The sequence below is a fragment of the Planomonospora parontospora genome, from assembly GCA_014647935.1.
GTDB classification, from domain to species: domain Bacteria; phylum Actinomycetota; class Actinomycetes; order Streptosporangiales; family Streptosporangiaceae; genus Planomonospora; species Planomonospora parontospora.
Genome location: BMQD01000018.1, coordinates 79,645 through 95,715 on the forward strand (window position 1 = coordinate 79,645; position 16,071 = coordinate 95,715).

Here is a 16,071-nt window from a genome sequence, read left to right on the forward strand (position 1 = left end):
CGAGGAGTGGGCGAGCACGGCTGGTCTGTTCCTACAGTGGCATCTGTGACGAGATCAGGACCGGAGCTGGACCGCTCCCTCCGCCTGCCCGCGCGGGGCGGCTATGTCGTGGTGGACGTGGAGACCACGGGCTTCTCCCCGGCCAAGGGCGACCGGATCTGCGAGATCGCGCTGATCTCCCTGGACGAGGACGGCGCCACCACCGACGAGTGGCACTCACTGGTCAACCCCCTCCGGAACACCGGCGCCTCGCACATCCACCGCATCACCGACGCGATGGTCGCCGACGCCCCGGTGATCGACGAGGTGCTGGACGAGGTCTGGCAGCGGATCGCCGGACGGGTCCTGGTCGCCCACAACGCCTCCTTCGACCTCCGCTTCCTCAAGGTGCTCCCCGGCAGCCACTGGGTGACGGAGACCCTGTGCACGCAGCGGCTCGCCCCCGGTTTCCTCCCGGACGGGAAGTGGACGCTCGCCGCCTGCTGCGAGCGCGCGGGCATCCCGCTCCGGAACGCCCACTCCGCGCTGGCGGACGCCCGGGCGACCGCCGGGCTGTTCCGCCACTTCCTGAGCCGGGGCGCGTCCTGGGAGGAGCACCTGAGCCGGGCGGCGCAGGCCCCCGAGTGGAGGCCGTGCGGCCTGCCCCAGCGGGCCCCGCGCCGGCGGTAGGCCGGAGGGGCCGCGCCGACGGTGGGTCGAAGTCGAAGTCGAAGTCGAAGGGGACGGGAGGGCGAGGGGCCGGGCCGGAAGGCCCGGAGGGCACCGGTCAGCGGAAGGCGTCGATGCCGGTGAGCGCCTTGCCCAGCGTCAGCAGGTGGACCTCCTGCGTCCCCTCGTAGGTCAGCACCGACTCCAGGTTGTTCATGTGCCGGATCACCGGATACTCCAGGGTGATCCCGTTGCCGCCGAGGATCGAGCGGGCCTGGCGGGCGATGTCCAGGGCGGCGCGGACGTTGGACAGCTTGCCGAAGCTGACCTGCTGAGGGGTGATCTTCCCCTCGTCCTTCAGCCGGCCCAGGTGCAGGGCGGTCAGCTGCGACTGGCCGAGCCCGACGTACATCCAGGCGAGCTTCTCCTGGGTCAGCTGGAAGCCGCCGATGGGCCGGTCGAACTGGACGCGGCTCCCGGCGTAGTCGACGGCGGACTCCAGGCAGGCGCGGGCCGCGCCGACGACGCCCCACAGGATGCCGAACCGGGCCTCCGACAGGCAGGACAGCGGGCCCTTCAGCCCCTGCACCTCCGGCAGTACGGCGGAGGCCGGCAGGCGGACGTCGTCGAGGTACAGGGACGAGGTCACCGAGGCGCGCAGGGACATCTTCTTGTGGATCTCGGGGGCGGAGAAGCCGGGCGTGCCGGTGGGCACCACGAAACCGCGGATGCCGTCCTCGGTCTGGGCCCAGACCACGGCGACGTCGGCCACGGAGCCGTTGGTGATCCACATCTTGGCGCCGTTGAGGATCCAGTCGCCGGAGGGGTCCTGCTTGGCGTGGGTGCGCATGCCCGCCGGGTCGGAGCCGTGGTCGGGCTCGGTCAGGCCGAAGCAGCCGATCGCCTCTCCGGCGGCCATCCGGGGCAGCCACTCCTCCTTCTGCTCCGCCGAGCCGTACTTCCAGATCGGGAACATGGCCAGGGACCCCTGGACCGACACGAACGAGCGCAGGCCGGAGTCGCCGGCCTCCAGCTCGCGGCAGGCCACCCCGTAGGAGACCGCGTCGAGTCCCGCGCAGCCGTACCCGTCCAGGTGCATGCCGAGCAGACCGAGCCCGCCGAGTACGGGGGCCAGCTCGCGGGCCGGGAAGACGGCCTCCTCGAACCAGTCGCCGACGTGGGGGAGGATCCGGTCGCCGACGAACCCCTTCACGGTGTCGCGGATGAGGCGCTGCTCCTCGGAGAGCGTGTCGTCGGTGCGCAGGAGATCGTCCATGGGAGGTCCTCTCGTCCGTGATGACCCTGCCAGGGTATTGCGGGGAGTTCAGGGTCCGGCCAGGGGGAATCCCGATGTGACCGGGAAGGTTCAGCGGGCAGTCTGAAGACATGAACGAAAACGACTTCTCGGGCATCAAGCAGCTCCGCCGGACCAGGGACGGACGCATCGTCGCGGGAGTGGCCTCGGGCCTCGGCCGCTACGTCGGGATCGACCCGAACATCATCCGCGGAGTCCTCGCCGTCTCCTGCCTCTTCGGGGGCCTCGGCCTGGGCGTCTACGCGATCGGCTGGCTCCTCCTGCCCGACGAGGGCAAGGACACCTCGATCCTGCAGGACCTGGTGAACAACAACAAGGACAACCCGGTCTGGCAGGACGCCAGGGCCAAGGCCGAGCAGGGCTGGGCCAAGGCCGAGCAGAGCTGGAACGACAGGACCGGCCGGCACGAGCCGACCTACCCGGCCCCGCCGCAGGACTCCCAGGCCTCGCCGTACGCGGGCCAGCACCCGGCGCCGTACCCGACGCACCAGGACCCGGCGCAGCCGTACCCCGCCCCGGTGCCGCCGCGGAGCGACGACGAGACCAAGCCGCAGGCGTGAGTCAGGCGGGCGCCTCGGCGCGCACCCTCTCGATGATCTCCTTGCGGGAGTCGGTCCAGAGCATGGCCAGCGTGGCGGCGACGAGCAGTCCCGCCGCGCCGGCCAGTGCCACGACGGGCTCGGGCCCGAACTCGTCGGCGGCGGCGCCCCCGATGAGGATGCCGAGGCCCTGAGCGGCCAGCAGGCCCGACTGGACGAGTCCGAAGGCCTGGCCCCGCCGCTCGGCGGGCACGCACCGCACGAAGGCGGCGTTGGCGGCCAGCTGGTAGGCGCCGCCGACGCCGGAGACGAACCAGAGCACCAGCACCACGGCGAGCGGCGGACGCAGCGCGCAGAGGATCAGGGGCGCGCAGGTCAGCATCGCCATCCAGCCCATGGAGCGCAGCCGCCCGGAGGGGCTGACGTACCGGCTGAACAGGAACGCGCCGACGACCGTCCCGGTCGGGATGGAACCCATCAGCAGCCCGGTGACGAACGAGACCCGCTGCGGGTCGTCGGTGAGGACGGCGGCGTAGGGGGTCGCGATGCCCTCGGGGAGCACGTAGAACCCGCACAGCCAGGCGAAGAGCACCAGGGTCCGCAACCGGGGGTCGCCGAAGACCAGCCGGGCCCCGGCGCGCGTCATCTTCCACATCGAGGGCCGGCCGGAGCCGCTGCGAGCGGGGGCGGGGCGTCGCCGTACCCCCGAGACGAGGATGAGCGCGGAGGCCATGAACGTCGCCGCGTCCAGGGCCAGCGCGCGGTACGGCCCCATCCCCATGATCAGGGCGCCGCCGATGGCGAAGCCGAGCATCTGGGCGGCCTGGTTGGTCATGTTCTGCAGGGCCGAGCCCGCGACGTAACGGTCGCCTTCGAGAAGCTCGGGCAGGAGCGCCGCCCGGGCGGCCGAGAACGGCGCGCTGAGCAGCACCACGCAGAAGACCAGCACGCACAGGGCCGTGAACGAGGTGCCGGGGATCGCCATGAGCGCGACCAGGAGGGCCCGGAGCACGTCGCAGACGATCATGATGCGCCGCCGGGCGTAGTGGTCGGCGAGGCCCGACAGCAGCGGCCCGCCGACGATCGGCGGCAGGTAGGTGAGCGCGTAGACCGACGCGGTGGCCAGGGGCGACTCGGTCCGCTCGAAGACGAGCACGGACAGCGCCACCCGGGAGAGCTGGTCGCCGAGGAGGGAGAGCGCCTGCCCGGCCCAGAGCGCGCGGAACTCGCCGATGGCGAGGACCTCGCCGTAGGTGGCTTGACGTTCGGCTGGGCGACGGTGCCGACCGCCTGGCCGCCCGGGCTTGATGGCCGCCATGGGACTCCGGTGAGCTTGCAGGCGCATCTGACTGTTGGTGTTTGCTACGTGACCTACAGTGCCGGTTAGGAGTCGGCTTCGCAACCCAAAGCGACCAAGCGCATCCGGGGTGTGTCGGAAACTGTGAAATGTCGTCCATCGGCCGTCTGCCGGGACGACGGCGGTACGGCACCGCCGTATCACCCGGTTCCCGGCGTCACCCGCCGGGTTCGCGCAGGTTCCAGGCGTCATCGGCCGGCCTCGTACGGGTTCCCGGCGTCATCGGCTGGGTTCGTACGGGTTCCGGACGTCACCAGCCGAGTTCGTGCAGCCTGTCGTCGTCGATGCCGAAATGGTGGGCGATCTCGTGGACGACGGTGATCTGGACCTCCTCCACCACGTCGTCCTCGGTCTCGCAGATCGCGCAGATGGGGTTCCGGTAGATCTCGATCCGGTCGGGCAGCACCCCGGCGTACCAGTCGCCGCGCTCGGTGAGGGGGATGCCCGTGTAGAGGCCCAGCAGATCCGGCTCCGGGGGGTCGTCCACGACCACCACCACGACGTTGTCCATGACTTTCGTCAGCTCCGGGGGGATCGTGTCCAGTGCCTCGGCCACGAGCTCCTCGAACTTCTCCCGCGAGACCTCGATCACACCGTCATTCTGCCCTGTGTTTCCGGGTAACCGACTTGTCGGGACTTCGGGTAGACAGGGAGACGCATGGATCTCACGCGCTGGGCCCAGGGCATCCGCCGCGCCGCCACCGGACGGACGGTGCGGTTGATCTCGCGCGCCGTGGCGGGCTCGGTGGTCGCCGTCGTCGGCGTCTGGCTGGGCATGGCCCTGGGCGGCCCCGTGCTGGCCACCGTGGGGCCGGTGGACGTCGGGATGTCCGCGGAGCTGTCCCTGCGGGGGGAGACCGTCGTCGACGCCCACCCGCTGGGCAGCCTGCTGTTCGACACCCACGACGCCCCGGTACGGCTGCGCGTCACCCTGGAGAACATCGACTCCAACCAGGCGCGCGCCATGCTGGAGGACCCCCGCCTCTCCGACCGGCTCCCCGCGCTGCTGGAGAAGGAGTTGCGGGAGGGGGTGAGCGCCCTGGCGCTGCGCTCCATCGCCTGCGGTCTGGCCGGTGCGCTGATCTTCTCCCTCATCGTCTTCCGCGGCCTCAGGGCGGCGCTGGCGGGTCTGCTGGCCGGTGTCGTGATGATCGCCGGCATCGGCACGACCGCCCTGCTGACGTTCCGGCCGGGATCCGTGGTCGAGCCGGAGTACACCGGCCTGCTCGCCGGCGCGCCGTCTCTGGTCGGCGACGCCGAGTCCATCGTGACCAGGTTCGAGTCCTATCGCGGGCAGCTCGTCAAGCTGGTGGACAACGTCTCCCAGCTCTACGACGCGGTCTCCTCCCTGCCGGTCTACGACGCCGACCCCACCTCGATCCGGATCCTGCACGTCTCCGACATCCACCTCAACCCCATCGCGTGGAACCTCGTCCGCTCGGTCACCGCCCAGTTCAAGATCGACGCGGTGGTCGACACCGGTGACCTGACCGACCACGGCAGCGGCCCCGAGGACAACTTCGTCAAGGAGATCGGCCGGCTCGGCGTGCCGTACGTCTTCGTCCGCGGGAACCACGACTCCAAGGCCACCCAGCGGGCGGTGGCGAAGCAGAAGGGCGCGATCGTCCTCGACGACTCGGTCAAGGAGGTGGCGGGCCTGCGCGTCTACGGTCTGGGCGACCCCCGGTTCACCCCCGACAAGTCCGTGCCGGTCGACTCCGACCTGGAGTCCCTCACCGCCCTGGGCCGCGCCCACGCCGCACGGCTGACGCAGGCGTTCGAGCCGGTGGACCTGGTGGCGGTGCACGACCCGACGATCGCCAAGGGGTTCTCCGGCTCGGCGCCCATGGTCCTGACGGGCCACTCCCACGCCCGCTCCACCGAGCTGCTGTCCTCGGGCACCCGGGTGCTGGTCCAGGGCTCCACCGGCGGTGCCGGGCTGCGCGCCCTGGAGCACGACGAGCCTACCCCGGTCATGGCCTCGGTTCTGTACTTCGACCGGGAGACGCACCGCCTGCGGGCCTGGGACGACATCACCCTCGGCGGGCTGGGTGAGCAGTCGGTGCAGATCCAGCGTCACGTCGAGAACGACCCGGGGCGTACAATTTCACCGGAGCCGACGATCGCCCCGTCCCCGACGGGTTCGACCGTCGGCACCGCGACACCGTGATGACGCCGTGATCCGGGAAGCCGCTTTGGCATCAGGGGCAAACGTCCCCTATGCTTCAGAGGTCTCCAGCGGAAGACGGCGACGGAACGGGATGAGAATCCTGAGCCCCCATCGTCTAGTGGCCTAGGACACCGCCCTTTCAAGGCGGCGACACGGGTTCGAATCCCGTTGGGGGCACGGTCGAGCGAAAGCTCACCAGGGAAACGGCAGGTCGAAGACCTCCGAAGAGCTGGTAAGCTAAGCGAGGCGGAAAGAACGGAAACGAAAGTCTCCGGTCAAAGCAAGGTCCTGTAGAGCAGTTTGGAGTGCTCGCCACCCTGTCAAGGTGGAGGTCGCGGGTTCAAGTCCCGTCAGGACCGCTCTGGTAGGTGTTCGATCCACCACCGAGGTCAGGTAGCTCAGTCGGTACGAGCGTCCGCCTGAAAAGCGGAAGGTCGGCGGTTCGACCCCGCCCCTGACCACATCAGCTGAGCAGCACGGAAGCCCCGAACGATCATCGTTCGGGGCTTTTTCGTGTCGATGGTGATGGCACCGGTGGCGACGTCTCCGCCCGCCTCCGTCCGTGCGGGGATAGCCGGGTCTGTCGCGCAACGAACGCGGTGGCGCATTCACCGCCGGTGAGCGCGGCGGCGCATCCACGGAACGGCGGACACCGCCCGGTGCGGAATGCGGGATGGGCTCCGGCGACCGCCGGTGACCGGACCGCCGCGACCGCGGCTCGGGGGCCGCCCGTACGGAGGACGGCCCCCGGCCGCCGCTACCGGGTCGTGCAGACGGTTCCGTTGAGGGTGAAGACGGACGGCAGCACGTTCGGACCGGAGTAGTTGCCGACGAAGCCGATCGTGGCCGACGCCCCGGTGGGCAGCGAGCCGTTGCCGGAGTCGTTGACGACCCTGACGTCCCGCCCGCTCTGCGTCCAGACGGCGCTCCAGCCGCTGCCCAGGCTCTGCCAGGCCCGGGGCCAGCTGAAGTCCAGGGTCCAGCCGCTGATCGGCGCACCGTGGTTGGTGATCTCGATGGCGCCGACGTATCCGCTGGCCCAGTCGGACTGCTTGGTCAGCCGTACCGAGCACGGAGCGGAGGCGGGCGTGCCGGTCGTGAACGTCAGCGGAGCGGAGGGCGACGAGGTGCCCCCGCCGCCGTCGCGTGCGATCACGTTGACCGTGTGGCGGGTGCCCGGCTTCAGGTTGCCCACGGTGAGCGAGGTCCCGGTGGTCTCGCCGATCTGCTCGCTGACGGCCCCCTTCTGGAGGTGGACCTCGTACTTCACGATCGGACGCGCGCCGGCGGAGGCGGCCGGCCAGGAGATCGTGGCGGCCCTGTCCGTCACGCCCGAGGCGGCCGGCTGCCCCGGCGCGCCCGGCAGGCCGGTCTGGGCGGTGGCGGGCCGCAGGACGATCGTGGTCAGCGAGAGCGGGGGCAGCGTCCGGCCGGTCGCGCCGCCCGTGGCCGACTCCGTGATGGCGGTGGCGCCGTTGGTGTGGGTCAGCACGGTGGGAGCCCCGGACGCCGGGCTGAAGCCGGAGTAGTCGATCGTGACGGGGTAGGACGTGTCGGACGAGGTGTTGATCAGCAGGACGGCCAGACCGCCGTCGGCGCGCCGTACGGCGTGCGCGGTGACCTTCTCCTGGTCGGTCGCGGCCCGGATGAACCGGTCCCCGGGGCGGGCGAACCTGCTCACCATCTGCAGCGCGTAGTACGGCGCGAAGGGCGTGTTGACCTCCGGTTCGCAGACGCCGCCGTCGGAGGTGCACGTCCCGCTCGACAGCAGGCCGAAGTCGCCGTAGTCGGTGTGCCCCTCGACCTGCGTGACGTTGCCGATGCCGTTGCGGACGTTCCACCAGTCGACCGTGAACACCCCGTTGGCCAGCAGCGTCGCGTAGGCGTCGGCGGCGGCCAGCGCACCGGGCTGGGTGTTCGTGCCGTTGCTGCTCGACCCGGTGTTGAACTCGGTCATCGCGATGCCGATCCGCTCGGAGCCGGGCCCCGCGTACTTCGCGATCTGCTGCCGGGTGAGGTGGATCATGTCGGGGACGTGCGCGGTCCTGTCGAGGGCGCCGGGATACCAGTGCAGGATCACGAAGTCGATCTTCGATCCGGCGGTCGCCAGGACGACCTCGTTCCAGGTCCCGGCGTCGCCCTCGGCGACCAGCCCGTCGGGCCAGTTGGCCGGGGTGGTCAGCACCGCGCCGATCTTGATGGTCGGGTCGACGGCCTTCATCGCGTCGGAGTAGGCGACGACGTGGCGGGCGTACTCGGCCGGGCTCTTGTCGGCGTGCTCGTCGGCCTCCCAGGCGGTGCCGTAGCGGCCGTTGCCGTAGTTCTCGTTGCCGATCTCCCAGTACTTGACGCCGTAGCCCTTGGTGACGTTGGCGTGCCGCACCCAGGCCGCGGCCTCCTCCGCCGTCCCGGTGCCGTAGTTGGCGGTCACCATCGGCTGTGCCCCGGTGCGCCGCACGCCGCGCATGAAGGTGTCGAAGTCGGTGTCGGGCGCCACGTAGCCGCCGGGAGCGGTGTGGTCGGCCCAGTGGTAGATGTCGGAGTACGAGCCGCCGGGATAGCGCAGCAGCTTCATGCCCGCGGCCTTGAGCAGGTCGGCGGTCTCGTCGCTGCCCAGCCGGCTGTCCCAGATCGCGTGGTTGGTGCCGATGCCGGTCTCGGGGACCGGGGCCAGCGCGGCGCGGGCGTTGACGGTCACCGCGACCGGGTCGCCCTCGTCGGCGTGGGCCGGGGGGACGGTCAGGGCGGCCAGCGTCAGCAGGACGGCGGACGCGGTCCGTAACAGGGTTCTCGGCATCGGCGCACCTCATAGTGGACGGTGGTGTTCACTCGACGCCCCCCCCCTGACCGGAGGCAACATGATCATGGATGGTGGCCCCGCATCCGTCAACCGGTGCTGAAACTTTCAAGGTCCGGCCCGATCCGAGGTGATTGCATGATCCGGCGCGGGCGCGGGGCGTTCCGCGTCGAGTCCGGCGGCGGCCTCACGGCGGCGTGCGAGCCTCTCCGTCCGCGTTCACTTTCCGCGTCTCAGGAGCTCTCCGGTCATCAGGTCGAGGCTGTAGACGCGTTCGCTCTCGTAGCCGCGGAGTAGGAAACGGCCCTGCTTCGACCAGCCGAGGCCGACGTCGACGACGTCGTCACCGGGGAACTCGGGCATGACGCTGGCCATCCGTTCGCCGGTCTCCGGATCGTAGGTCTCGACGCGCCCCTCATCCTGCCGGATGACCACGACGCGCCCGCCGTCCGGCCGGAGGTGATAGGTGTCCTCGACGGCGTCCTGCGACGTCTTCTTGAGAGGGAGGCTCATCCGGGTCCTGCCCCGGTGGTCGAGGACGAGCACCCGGGTGGCCGTCGTGGCCACAATCCCGCTCCTGTTGAGGTCGTGGACCTTCTGGACGCCGGGGACCGGCACCGTCCTCCAGGTCTCGGTGTCGGTGATCCGCGTGCCGCCCTCCCCGGTCAGGGCGACGTACCTGTTCTGGCCGGCGAACGTGGCCGTGGGCACTTCGGTGTCGGCCAGGCGGCCGGTGAGGGGGCGGACGCCCCCGGCGTCCTGATACATCATGCGGCGGCTGCGCCTGTCCAGGTAGACGACGGCCTTATCGTCGGGGCGTGCCGTGAACGGCGCCCGCCCGGGTGCTCCGCCCTTTCTGACGACGTACGGCGCGGCCTGCGGGAACGGCTCCCCGTTCACCAGCCAGTGCCTGCAGGGGTCGTCCAGCTGGTCGAACCACGGACAGGTGGGCCCTTTGTAGTCCTCCACCGTCGTGAACATGGCCGTGTGCTCCGGGAACGGCCTGGGCACCGAGTATTCGGGCAGTTCGCGCCGGAGTGGCTGCCCGGGGGTGAGCAGCGCGCCCGACAGCACGATCGCGGTCCCTCCGAGGTAGAGCGCCCGGGTCGACCAGCGGCGGACGGCGTGTTCGGCCCGGGCGGTGCCATCCGTCGTGTCGTTCGCGGTGTCATCCGCCGTGTCGAGTGCCGTGTCATCCGTCGTGTCGGGCGCCGGTCCGGCGGCCGGGTTCCGGGCGGCGAGCGGTACGGCCACCGCCACGGCGACGACGACGGCGGCATGGGCCAGCCACGCCGGTGTGGCCCCCCTGTCCAGCAGTTGATGGGCGCCGGCCACCACGGCTCCGCCCAGACCGAGCAGCCACGCCTCCCGGTAGATCCTCATGTCGCCGTGGAGGTGCGGTGCCCGGCTCGGCGACCGTACGTCACGGAGGACGGAGACGGCGCACCAGCCCACGACCAGGTAGAACGGGTCGTCGGTGAGGCAGGCCAGGGGAACGGCCAGGGCGAGGGAGACCAACCGCCACCGGCGCAGGGCGGCGAAGTGGTCGATGATCCGGCGGGCGCCGGCCGTTGTGACGGAGAGACCGGTCAGCGTGGTGAATCTGGTGAGCCGTTCTGATGTGACCGGTACGGCCGCCACGAGCATGGCGGCCGCGGCGACCACCCAGAGGACCGCCGGGGATATCGTCACGACACGACACCATATATGGTTTTAGATCATGGATTCAGGCGACATATGGCAGCAATTCGGTGTTGCTACATGGCGTGGCGAGCGTATGCGCCAGTTGTCGCTGGTCGCGGTCTCCGGTTTCCTGTCGCTGGTGATCCTGTCGGCGTTCCTGTGGTGGTCGGGGGCCGTCACTCCGTATATCCGCTGGAGTGTCGACGATTTCTTCCTCCACGCCCAAGTGGACGAGAACGGCGTGCTTTCCGCCCGGGTTCTCATCGAGCTGGAGAACGAAGGGCCGGCCTCCTTCACCCTCACCGGCATCTCGATGGAAATGCCGGGTCTCCGGTTGCTGCCCGCCGACGAGAAGAAAGGCGAGCGTTCGGTGGTCACCGTGGAGAGCGGTGGCTACGAGGCCCTGGAGAGGCGTGTCGTCATCACCGACTGTGCGGCCGTGCCGCACGAGCCCCAGCCGGTCGGCTTCACCTACCGCACCTGGATCGGCTCGGGGTCGGCGGAGGTCACATGGAACTCGTGGCGGGTGACAGGCGCCGGGGGGAGTCTCCCGGTTGCCTGGCAGCGCGGCCTCGCCGCCAAGGTCTGCAACAACGCGGTGAACCCGGACCTGCTCTGACGGCGGACCCGTCCCCGGACCCGCCGGACGACGACACACCTGGAAGGCCACGGCGCATGCGACCCGTAACGAAGATCGCCACCGGTTTCGTTCTCGCCTTCGGCGCCCTCCGTATCAACGGCTTCGACCTGCTGCTCGATCCCGTCGGGTGGGGTCTGTGCGCCTCAGGGGCATCCGAGCTGCGGCGAACCGTCGATGACCCCTTCAGCCGGGCCGGACTCTCCGCCGTCACCATGGTCTGGACCTCGCTGGTCATCATGGCCACGTATTTCGTGGATGAGGATCGCCCCCTGACGGATTCACCTGTCGGACACGTGATGGGCATCGCCGGCACGGTGGGCGCCCTGATCACCGTCTGGCTGGCGGCCGACGCCGTCATCAGGCGGATCCGCCTCTGCGGAGACGTCTCCAGAGCCGGCCTCCTCGACGTGTTGCGCTGGGCCGTGGCCGGCCTGGGAGCGCTCGGCGTGCCGACCGGGTACGGCTACGCGGATCCAGGGGTCGTCCTGCCCATCGTCTGGTTCGCGGCCCTCGTGGCCCTGATCGTCGTGCTCTACCGCGCGGCCCGCCTGCCGTGCCTCTCCGAGGAGTGGGAACCCGCGGCGGTTTAGGCACGCGTGATCCCCGCCCATCGCGGGCCGCCGGGTCAGCCGGTTCGCGGCGGTTCCGCCGGTCCCGGGCCCGCGAGGGGGAGGAGCACCCGGAAGGCGGCGCCCCGGCCGGGGGCCGTACGGACCTCCACCCGGCCGCCGTGGGCGGTGACGATGGAGCGGACGATGGCCAGGCCCAGGCCCGCTCCGCCGCCCGCGGCGCGGCTGCGCGAGCCGTCCGCGCGGTGGAAGCGGTCGAACACGCGGGTCGCCTGCTCGGCGGTCATCCCGGAGCCGGTGTCCTCGATCACGAGCACGGCCTCGTCTCCGGCCGTGCCGACCCCGATCCGCACCGGGGTGCCCGGCGGAGTGTGGGCGACCGCGTTGCCGACGAGGTTGCTCGTCACCTGCCGCAGTCTGGCCTCGTCGCCGTGGACCGGGGCCTCCGCCGGAGGGCCGCCGTCCGGGCCGGTCAACGTGACCGGGCGGGCAGGATCCAGCGCGTGCAGGTCGTGGCGGGCGTCGGCGGCGAGCGTGCGCAGGTCCATGGGCGCCAGGTCCATCGGCAGGGCGCTCTCGCCCTCGTCCAGGCGGGCGAGCAGCAGCAGGTCCTCGATCAGCCGGGCCAGCCGGGACGCCTCGCTCTCGATCCGGCTCATCGCCCGGTCGGTGTCGGGCAGGCCGCCCATCCGGTGCAGCTCGGAGAAGCCCTTGATGCCGAAGAGCGGCGTGCGCAGCTCGTGGCTGGCGTCCGCGACGAAGCGCCGCATCCGCGCCTCCGACGCCTCCCGCTCGGCGAAGGCCGTCTCGAGCTGGCCGAGCATGCCGTTGAGCGCGGCCGACAGGCGGCCGATCTCGGTGCCCGGCGCGGCCGTGCCGGGCACCCGCCGGGACAGGTCGCCTCCGGCGATGGCCGCCGCGGTCTCCTCGATCTCGCGCAGCGGCCGCAGTCCCCCGCGTACGGCGAACCAGCCGGCGACGGTCAGCAGGGTCAGCAGCACGACCGCGGTGACCAGGCAGACCAGGCCCAGCCGGGTGATCGTGGACCGTACGCCGTTCAGCGACGCGGCCACGACGACGGCGCCGATCTCCGAGGGAGGCGGCCGTTCCGGGGACGGCCGTTCTGCGGACGGCTGTTCCGGGGACGGCCGCACCCCGGTCCACGGCACCGCGATCACCCGCCAGTTCGCGCCGCCCGCCTGTCCCGGTGCGTCGAAGGGCCGTCCGGCGCGCCGGGCGACGGCTCCGGCGTCGAGCGGCGGGAGCAGGGGGCCCCCGTCCGGGCCCCGGGCCGACAGGTTCTCCCGGTGCAGGACGGTCCCGTCCGGCGCGAGGTAGGCGACGTGCACCCGGTCGACCAGGCCCACGCCGGGAAGCGGCCGCAGGTCTCCGCCGCCCTCCCCGGGCAGGGGTCGCCGGACCAGGGCGGCCGGGAGGCGCGCCAGCAGCGTGGAGAGCGGCCTCAGCTGCTCGTCCACGCGGTCGACCAGGTGGGCGCGGAGGGTGGCGATCGCGACCGTGCCGCTGACCAGCAGGCCCGTCGCCAGCAGGACCGAGGTGATCAGCAGGAGGCGGCCGCGGAGCGAGAGGCCCCTGGGCCGCCGTGAGGCGCTCACGTCCTGGGCCTGCGCAGGACGTATCCGACGCCGTGCACGGTGTGGATGAGCTTGGGCTCGGTGGTGTCGGCCTTGCGCCGCACGTAGCTCACGTAGGTGTCGACGATGCTGGAGTCCCCGGCGAAGTCGTACTGCCAGACGTGTTCCAGGATCTGGGCCTTGGTGACCACCCTCCCGGTGTTCAGGACCAGATAGTGCAGCAGCCGGAACTCCGTGGGCGACAGCCGTACCGGCCGGCCGGCCTTGAGGACCTGGTGGCCGTCGGGGTCGACCTCCAGGTCGCCCGCTCTCAGCGTCCGGTCGTCGGGCGCGAGCCCGGTACGGCGGAGCACGGCCTGGATCCGGGCGAGCAGCTCCTCCAGGTCGAACGGCTTGGTCACGTAGTCGTCGCCGCCCAGCCGCAGCCCGTTGACCTTGTCCGCCGCGGCGTCGCGGGCGGTGAGGAACAGTACGGGGATCCGGCCCGGGTGACCGGCGCCCAGCGGTCTGGGGAGCTCCCGGAGGCGGCGGACGACCTCGAAGCCGTCCATGTCCGGCAGCATCACGTCCAGCAGCACCAGGTCGGGGGGTTCGTGCCGGGCGGCGTCCAGCGCCTCGGATCCGGTGGCGGCGGAGCCGACCGTGTATCCGGCGAAGCGCAGGGTGGCCGAGAGCAGCTCCCGCACCACGGGCTCGTCGTCGACCACCAGCAGCCGGTTCCCGTCCATGGGTCTCCCTCCAACGGCGGTGTCCTCTTCCGGAGGCGTTCCGCCCGGGGCGGGCGCGTTCCCCTCCGAGAATAGGGAGCGGTGTGGTCCCGGGGACCCGGCGCGGGCGTCAGACGTCCCGTGCCCGGAAGAGGGCCAGCGCGGCCAGCAGCAGAGCGAGCACGGTCGCGGCGAGCACGGCGAACCCGGCCTGGGGCAGGAGCCCGTCGGTGTCCGGGCCGGCCCCGAAGAGCCGGGCGCCCGCGGAGGTCGGCCAGTAGGTCAGGACCGCGCGGGCCAGCCACTCGGGGAACAGCGACGCCATCGCAGGCAGGATGAGCAGGAACGTGCCGAGGGTGACGGCTCCCGCCGTCCTGCGGAGCAGGAACCCCATGGCGACGCCGTACAGGCCGATCAGGGTCACGTACAGCCCGGCGCCGGCGATCGCGCCCGGCACGCCCGGGTCCGTCAGGGCGAGGCCGGGGGCGCCCTGGGCGGCGAGCGTCGCCTGGCTGGTGAGGAAGGACGCGAGCGCGAGCAGCGGCCCGCAGGGCAGCATGACCAGGGCGACGAGGGCCGCCTTGCCCGCCAGGAGGCGTCCCCGCCGGGGCACGGCGGTCACGCTCGTCCGCATCGTCCCCGAGGCGTACTCGGAGGTGACGGTGAGCACCCCCACCGCGCTGACGAGCAGCTGCGTGAGCATGAGGGCGCGGAACGCGGTCTGGAGGGGGTCGAAGGACGCCTGCTCATCGAGCGGGGCGCCCAGATACTCCCTGCCGTTCGCGGTGCCGAACAGCAGGCCGTAGCAGACGGCGACCACGAAGGCGCCGGCCAGCGTGCCCACGGTGGCGCGGACGGTGCGGAACTTGGTCCACTCCGAGCGCAACACGGCGGCGGGGCCCGGCGTCGTCCCCGGGCGCGGGACGGCGGGACCGGCGGTCGTCATCGCTCCCCCCGCGGGCCGAGATCCATGCCGCCGAGTTCCACGCCGCCGGACTCCATGCCGCTGAACTCCACACTGTCGCGGGTGAGCTCCATGTACGCCTCCTCCAGGGAGGTCCGGTGCGGGGTCAGCTCGTGCAGCACCACCCCGTGCGCCATCGCGACCTTCCCGATCACCGCGCTCTCCATCCCCGTCACCACCAGGGCGTCCGCCTGCCCCGCGCCGCCGGGCCGTACGGTCCCCCCGGTGTCGCGCAGCCGGTGGGCGAGCTCCTCCGCTTCCGGGGTGCGCACCAGGACGGTCTCCCGCGAGTTCGCGCGGACGAACGCGTCCAGCCCGGCGTCGGCGAGCAGTCGACCCCGGCCGATGACGACCAGGTGGTCGGCGGTCAGCGCCGTCTCGCTCATCAGGTGGCTGGAGACCAGCACCGTCCGGCCCTCCGCGGCGAGGCCGCGCATGAGGGTGCGGATCCACACGACGCCCTCCGGGTCGAGCCCGTTGACCGGCTCGTCGAAGACCAGCACCGCCGGGTCGCCGAGCAGGGCCGCGGCGATGCCGAGCCGCTGGCTCATGCCCAGGGACAGCCCGCCCGCCCGTCGGCCGGCGATCCCGGAGAGGCCGACGATCCCGAGCACCTCGTCGACCCGGCTCCGCGCGATGCCGTTGCTCTGCGCCAGGGACAGCAGGTGGGCGAGCACGCTCCGGTTCGGGTGCGCGGCGCGGGCGTCCAGCAGCGCGCCGACCTCCCGCATCGGGAAGGGGAGGTCGGCGTATCGGCGTCCGCGGATCGTCGCCGTGCCGCTCGTCGGCGCGTCCAGGCCCAGGATCATCCGCATCGTGGTGGTCTTGCCCGCGCCGTTCGGGCCGAGGAAACCGGTGACCGCGCCCGGTCTGACGTCGAAGCTCAGGTCGTCCACCGCCGTGGTCCGGCCGTGGCGTTTGGTCAACCGCCGTAACTCGATCATGCGACGAATCCTGGGCCGGGCGGCCGGGCGGTTCCGGAGAGGTTCTGTGAGCCCTCTGTGAGATCCGGGCCGCATCGGGCGCCGCGGCGGCGCACGGGCCGCAGCGCAGGCCGGATCGGGGACCCGGCGGCGCCGATCTCACA

Annotated in this window: 14 protein-coding genes and 3 tRNA genes; 8 read left to right on the forward strand and 9 right to left on the reverse strand. The window is 71.7% G+C overall.

Annotated elements, in window-relative coordinates; all coding sequences use genetic code 11:
• Positions 1–45: 45 nt before the first annotated feature.
• Entirely contained in the window at positions 46–669 is a 624-nt protein-coding gene (locus tag IEZ07_RS25630) for a 3'-5' exonuclease (protein ID WP_191897081.1), read from the forward strand.
• Between the two features lie 97 nt (positions 670–766).
• Here the strand turns inward: IEZ07_RS25630 and IEZ07_RS25635 are convergent, their stop codons facing one another.
• Complete coding sequence (locus IEZ07_RS25635) at positions 767–1,924, reverse strand: acyl-CoA dehydrogenase family protein (RefSeq protein WP_191897082.1); 1,158 nt, start codon at positions 1,922–1,924, stop codon at positions 767–769.
• A 110-nt stretch (positions 1,925–2,034) separates the two neighbouring features.
• Here IEZ07_RS25635 and IEZ07_RS25640 point away from each other — a divergent pair, with 110 nt between their 5' ends.
• On the forward strand, positions 2,035–2,523 hold the full coding sequence (locus IEZ07_RS25640; RefSeq protein ID WP_068902766.1) for a PspC domain-containing protein: 489 nt from the start codon (positions 2,035–2,037) through the stop codon (positions 2,521–2,523).
• 1 nt (position 2,524) lies between these two features.
• Here the strand turns inward: IEZ07_RS25640 and IEZ07_RS25645 are convergent, their stop codons facing one another.
• Positions 2,525–3,847: an MFS transporter gene (locus tag IEZ07_RS25645; protein ID WP_301549351.1), complete on the reverse strand. Its 1,323-nt coding sequence runs from the start codon at positions 3,845–3,847 to the stop codon at positions 2,525–2,527.
• A gap of 262 nt (positions 3,848–4,109) precedes the next feature.
• Entirely contained in the window at positions 4,110–4,451 is a 342-nt protein-coding gene (locus IEZ07_RS25650) for a metallopeptidase family protein (RefSeq protein ID WP_068902932.1), read from the reverse strand.
• A 66-nt stretch (positions 4,452–4,517) separates the two neighbouring features.
• On the opposite strand from IEZ07_RS25650, the gene IEZ07_RS25655 reads away from it, so the two are divergent.
• The 4 genes from IEZ07_RS25655 to IEZ07_RS25670 all read left to right on the forward strand — a co-directional run bounded on the left by IEZ07_RS25655 (position 4,518) and on the right by IEZ07_RS25670 (position 6,490).
• Entirely contained in the window at positions 4,518–6,029 is a 1,512-nt protein-coding gene (locus tag IEZ07_RS25655) for a metallophosphoesterase family protein (protein ID WP_191897083.1), read from the forward strand.
• A gap of 104 nt (positions 6,030–6,133) precedes the next feature.
• Positions 6,134–6,206 (forward strand) — tRNA-Glu (locus IEZ07_RS25660).
• Between the two features lie 107 nt (positions 6,207–6,313).
• A tRNA-Asp gene (locus tag IEZ07_RS25665) sits at positions 6,314–6,388 on the forward strand.
• Between the two features lie 28 nt (positions 6,389–6,416).
• A tRNA-Phe gene (locus tag IEZ07_RS25670) sits at positions 6,417–6,490 on the forward strand.
• A gap of 296 nt (positions 6,491–6,786) precedes the next feature.
• On the opposite strand, the gene IEZ07_RS25675 is transcribed toward IEZ07_RS25670, so the two are convergent.
• Together IEZ07_RS25675 and IEZ07_RS25680 are read right to left on the reverse strand one after the other, a co-directional pair.
• Positions 6,787–8,826 (reverse strand): cellulose binding domain-containing protein, encoded by a 2,040-nt coding sequence (locus IEZ07_RS25675; RefSeq protein ID WP_191897084.1) that lies wholly within the window; start codon positions 8,824–8,826, stop codon positions 6,787–6,789.
• A gap of 219 nt (positions 8,827–9,045) precedes the next feature.
• A complete protein-coding gene (locus IEZ07_RS25680) occupies positions 9,046–10,518 on the reverse strand; it encodes a hypothetical protein (protein ID WP_191897085.1) in 1,473 nt (490 codons plus the stop codon).
• Positions 10,519–10,546: 28 nt separating this feature from the next.
• On the opposite strand from IEZ07_RS25680, the gene IEZ07_RS25685 reads away from it, so the two are divergent.
• Together IEZ07_RS25685 and IEZ07_RS25690 are read left to right on the forward strand one after the other, a co-directional pair.
• Positions 10,547–11,128, forward strand: coding sequence for a hypothetical protein (locus IEZ07_RS25685; protein WP_191897086.1), 582 nt, complete (start codon positions 10,547–10,549; stop codon positions 11,126–11,128).
• Between the two features lie 56 nt (positions 11,129–11,184).
• Positions 11,185–11,739 (forward strand): hypothetical protein, encoded by a 555-nt coding sequence (locus IEZ07_RS25690; RefSeq protein WP_191897087.1) that lies wholly within the window; start codon positions 11,185–11,187, stop codon positions 11,737–11,739.
• Positions 11,740–11,774: 35 nt separating this feature from the next.
• Here IEZ07_RS25690 and IEZ07_RS25695 read toward each other — a convergent pair whose 3' ends face one another.
• From IEZ07_RS25695 to IEZ07_RS25710, 4 genes are all read right to left on the reverse strand, one after another.
• A complete protein-coding gene (locus IEZ07_RS25695; protein ID WP_191897088.1) occupies positions 11,775–13,334 on the reverse strand; it encodes a sensor histidine kinase in 1,560 nt (519 codons plus the stop codon).
• On the reverse strand, positions 13,331–14,041 hold the full coding sequence (locus IEZ07_RS25700; RefSeq protein WP_191897089.1) for a response regulator transcription factor: 711 nt from the start codon (positions 14,039–14,041) through the stop codon (positions 13,331–13,333). The genes IEZ07_RS25695 and IEZ07_RS25700 overlap by 4 nt, the downstream gene beginning before the upstream one ends.
• Before the next feature lie 109 nt (positions 14,042–14,150).
• Entirely contained in the window at positions 14,151–14,966 is an 816-nt protein-coding gene (locus IEZ07_RS25705; protein WP_191897090.1) for an ABC transporter permease, read from the reverse strand.
• Positions 14,963–15,928, reverse strand: coding sequence for an ATP-binding cassette domain-containing protein (locus IEZ07_RS25710; protein WP_191897091.1), 966 nt, complete (start codon positions 15,926–15,928; stop codon positions 14,963–14,965). Before IEZ07_RS25710 ends, IEZ07_RS25705 begins: the two co-directional genes overlap by 4 nt.
• Positions 15,929–16,071: the final 143 nt, after the last annotated feature.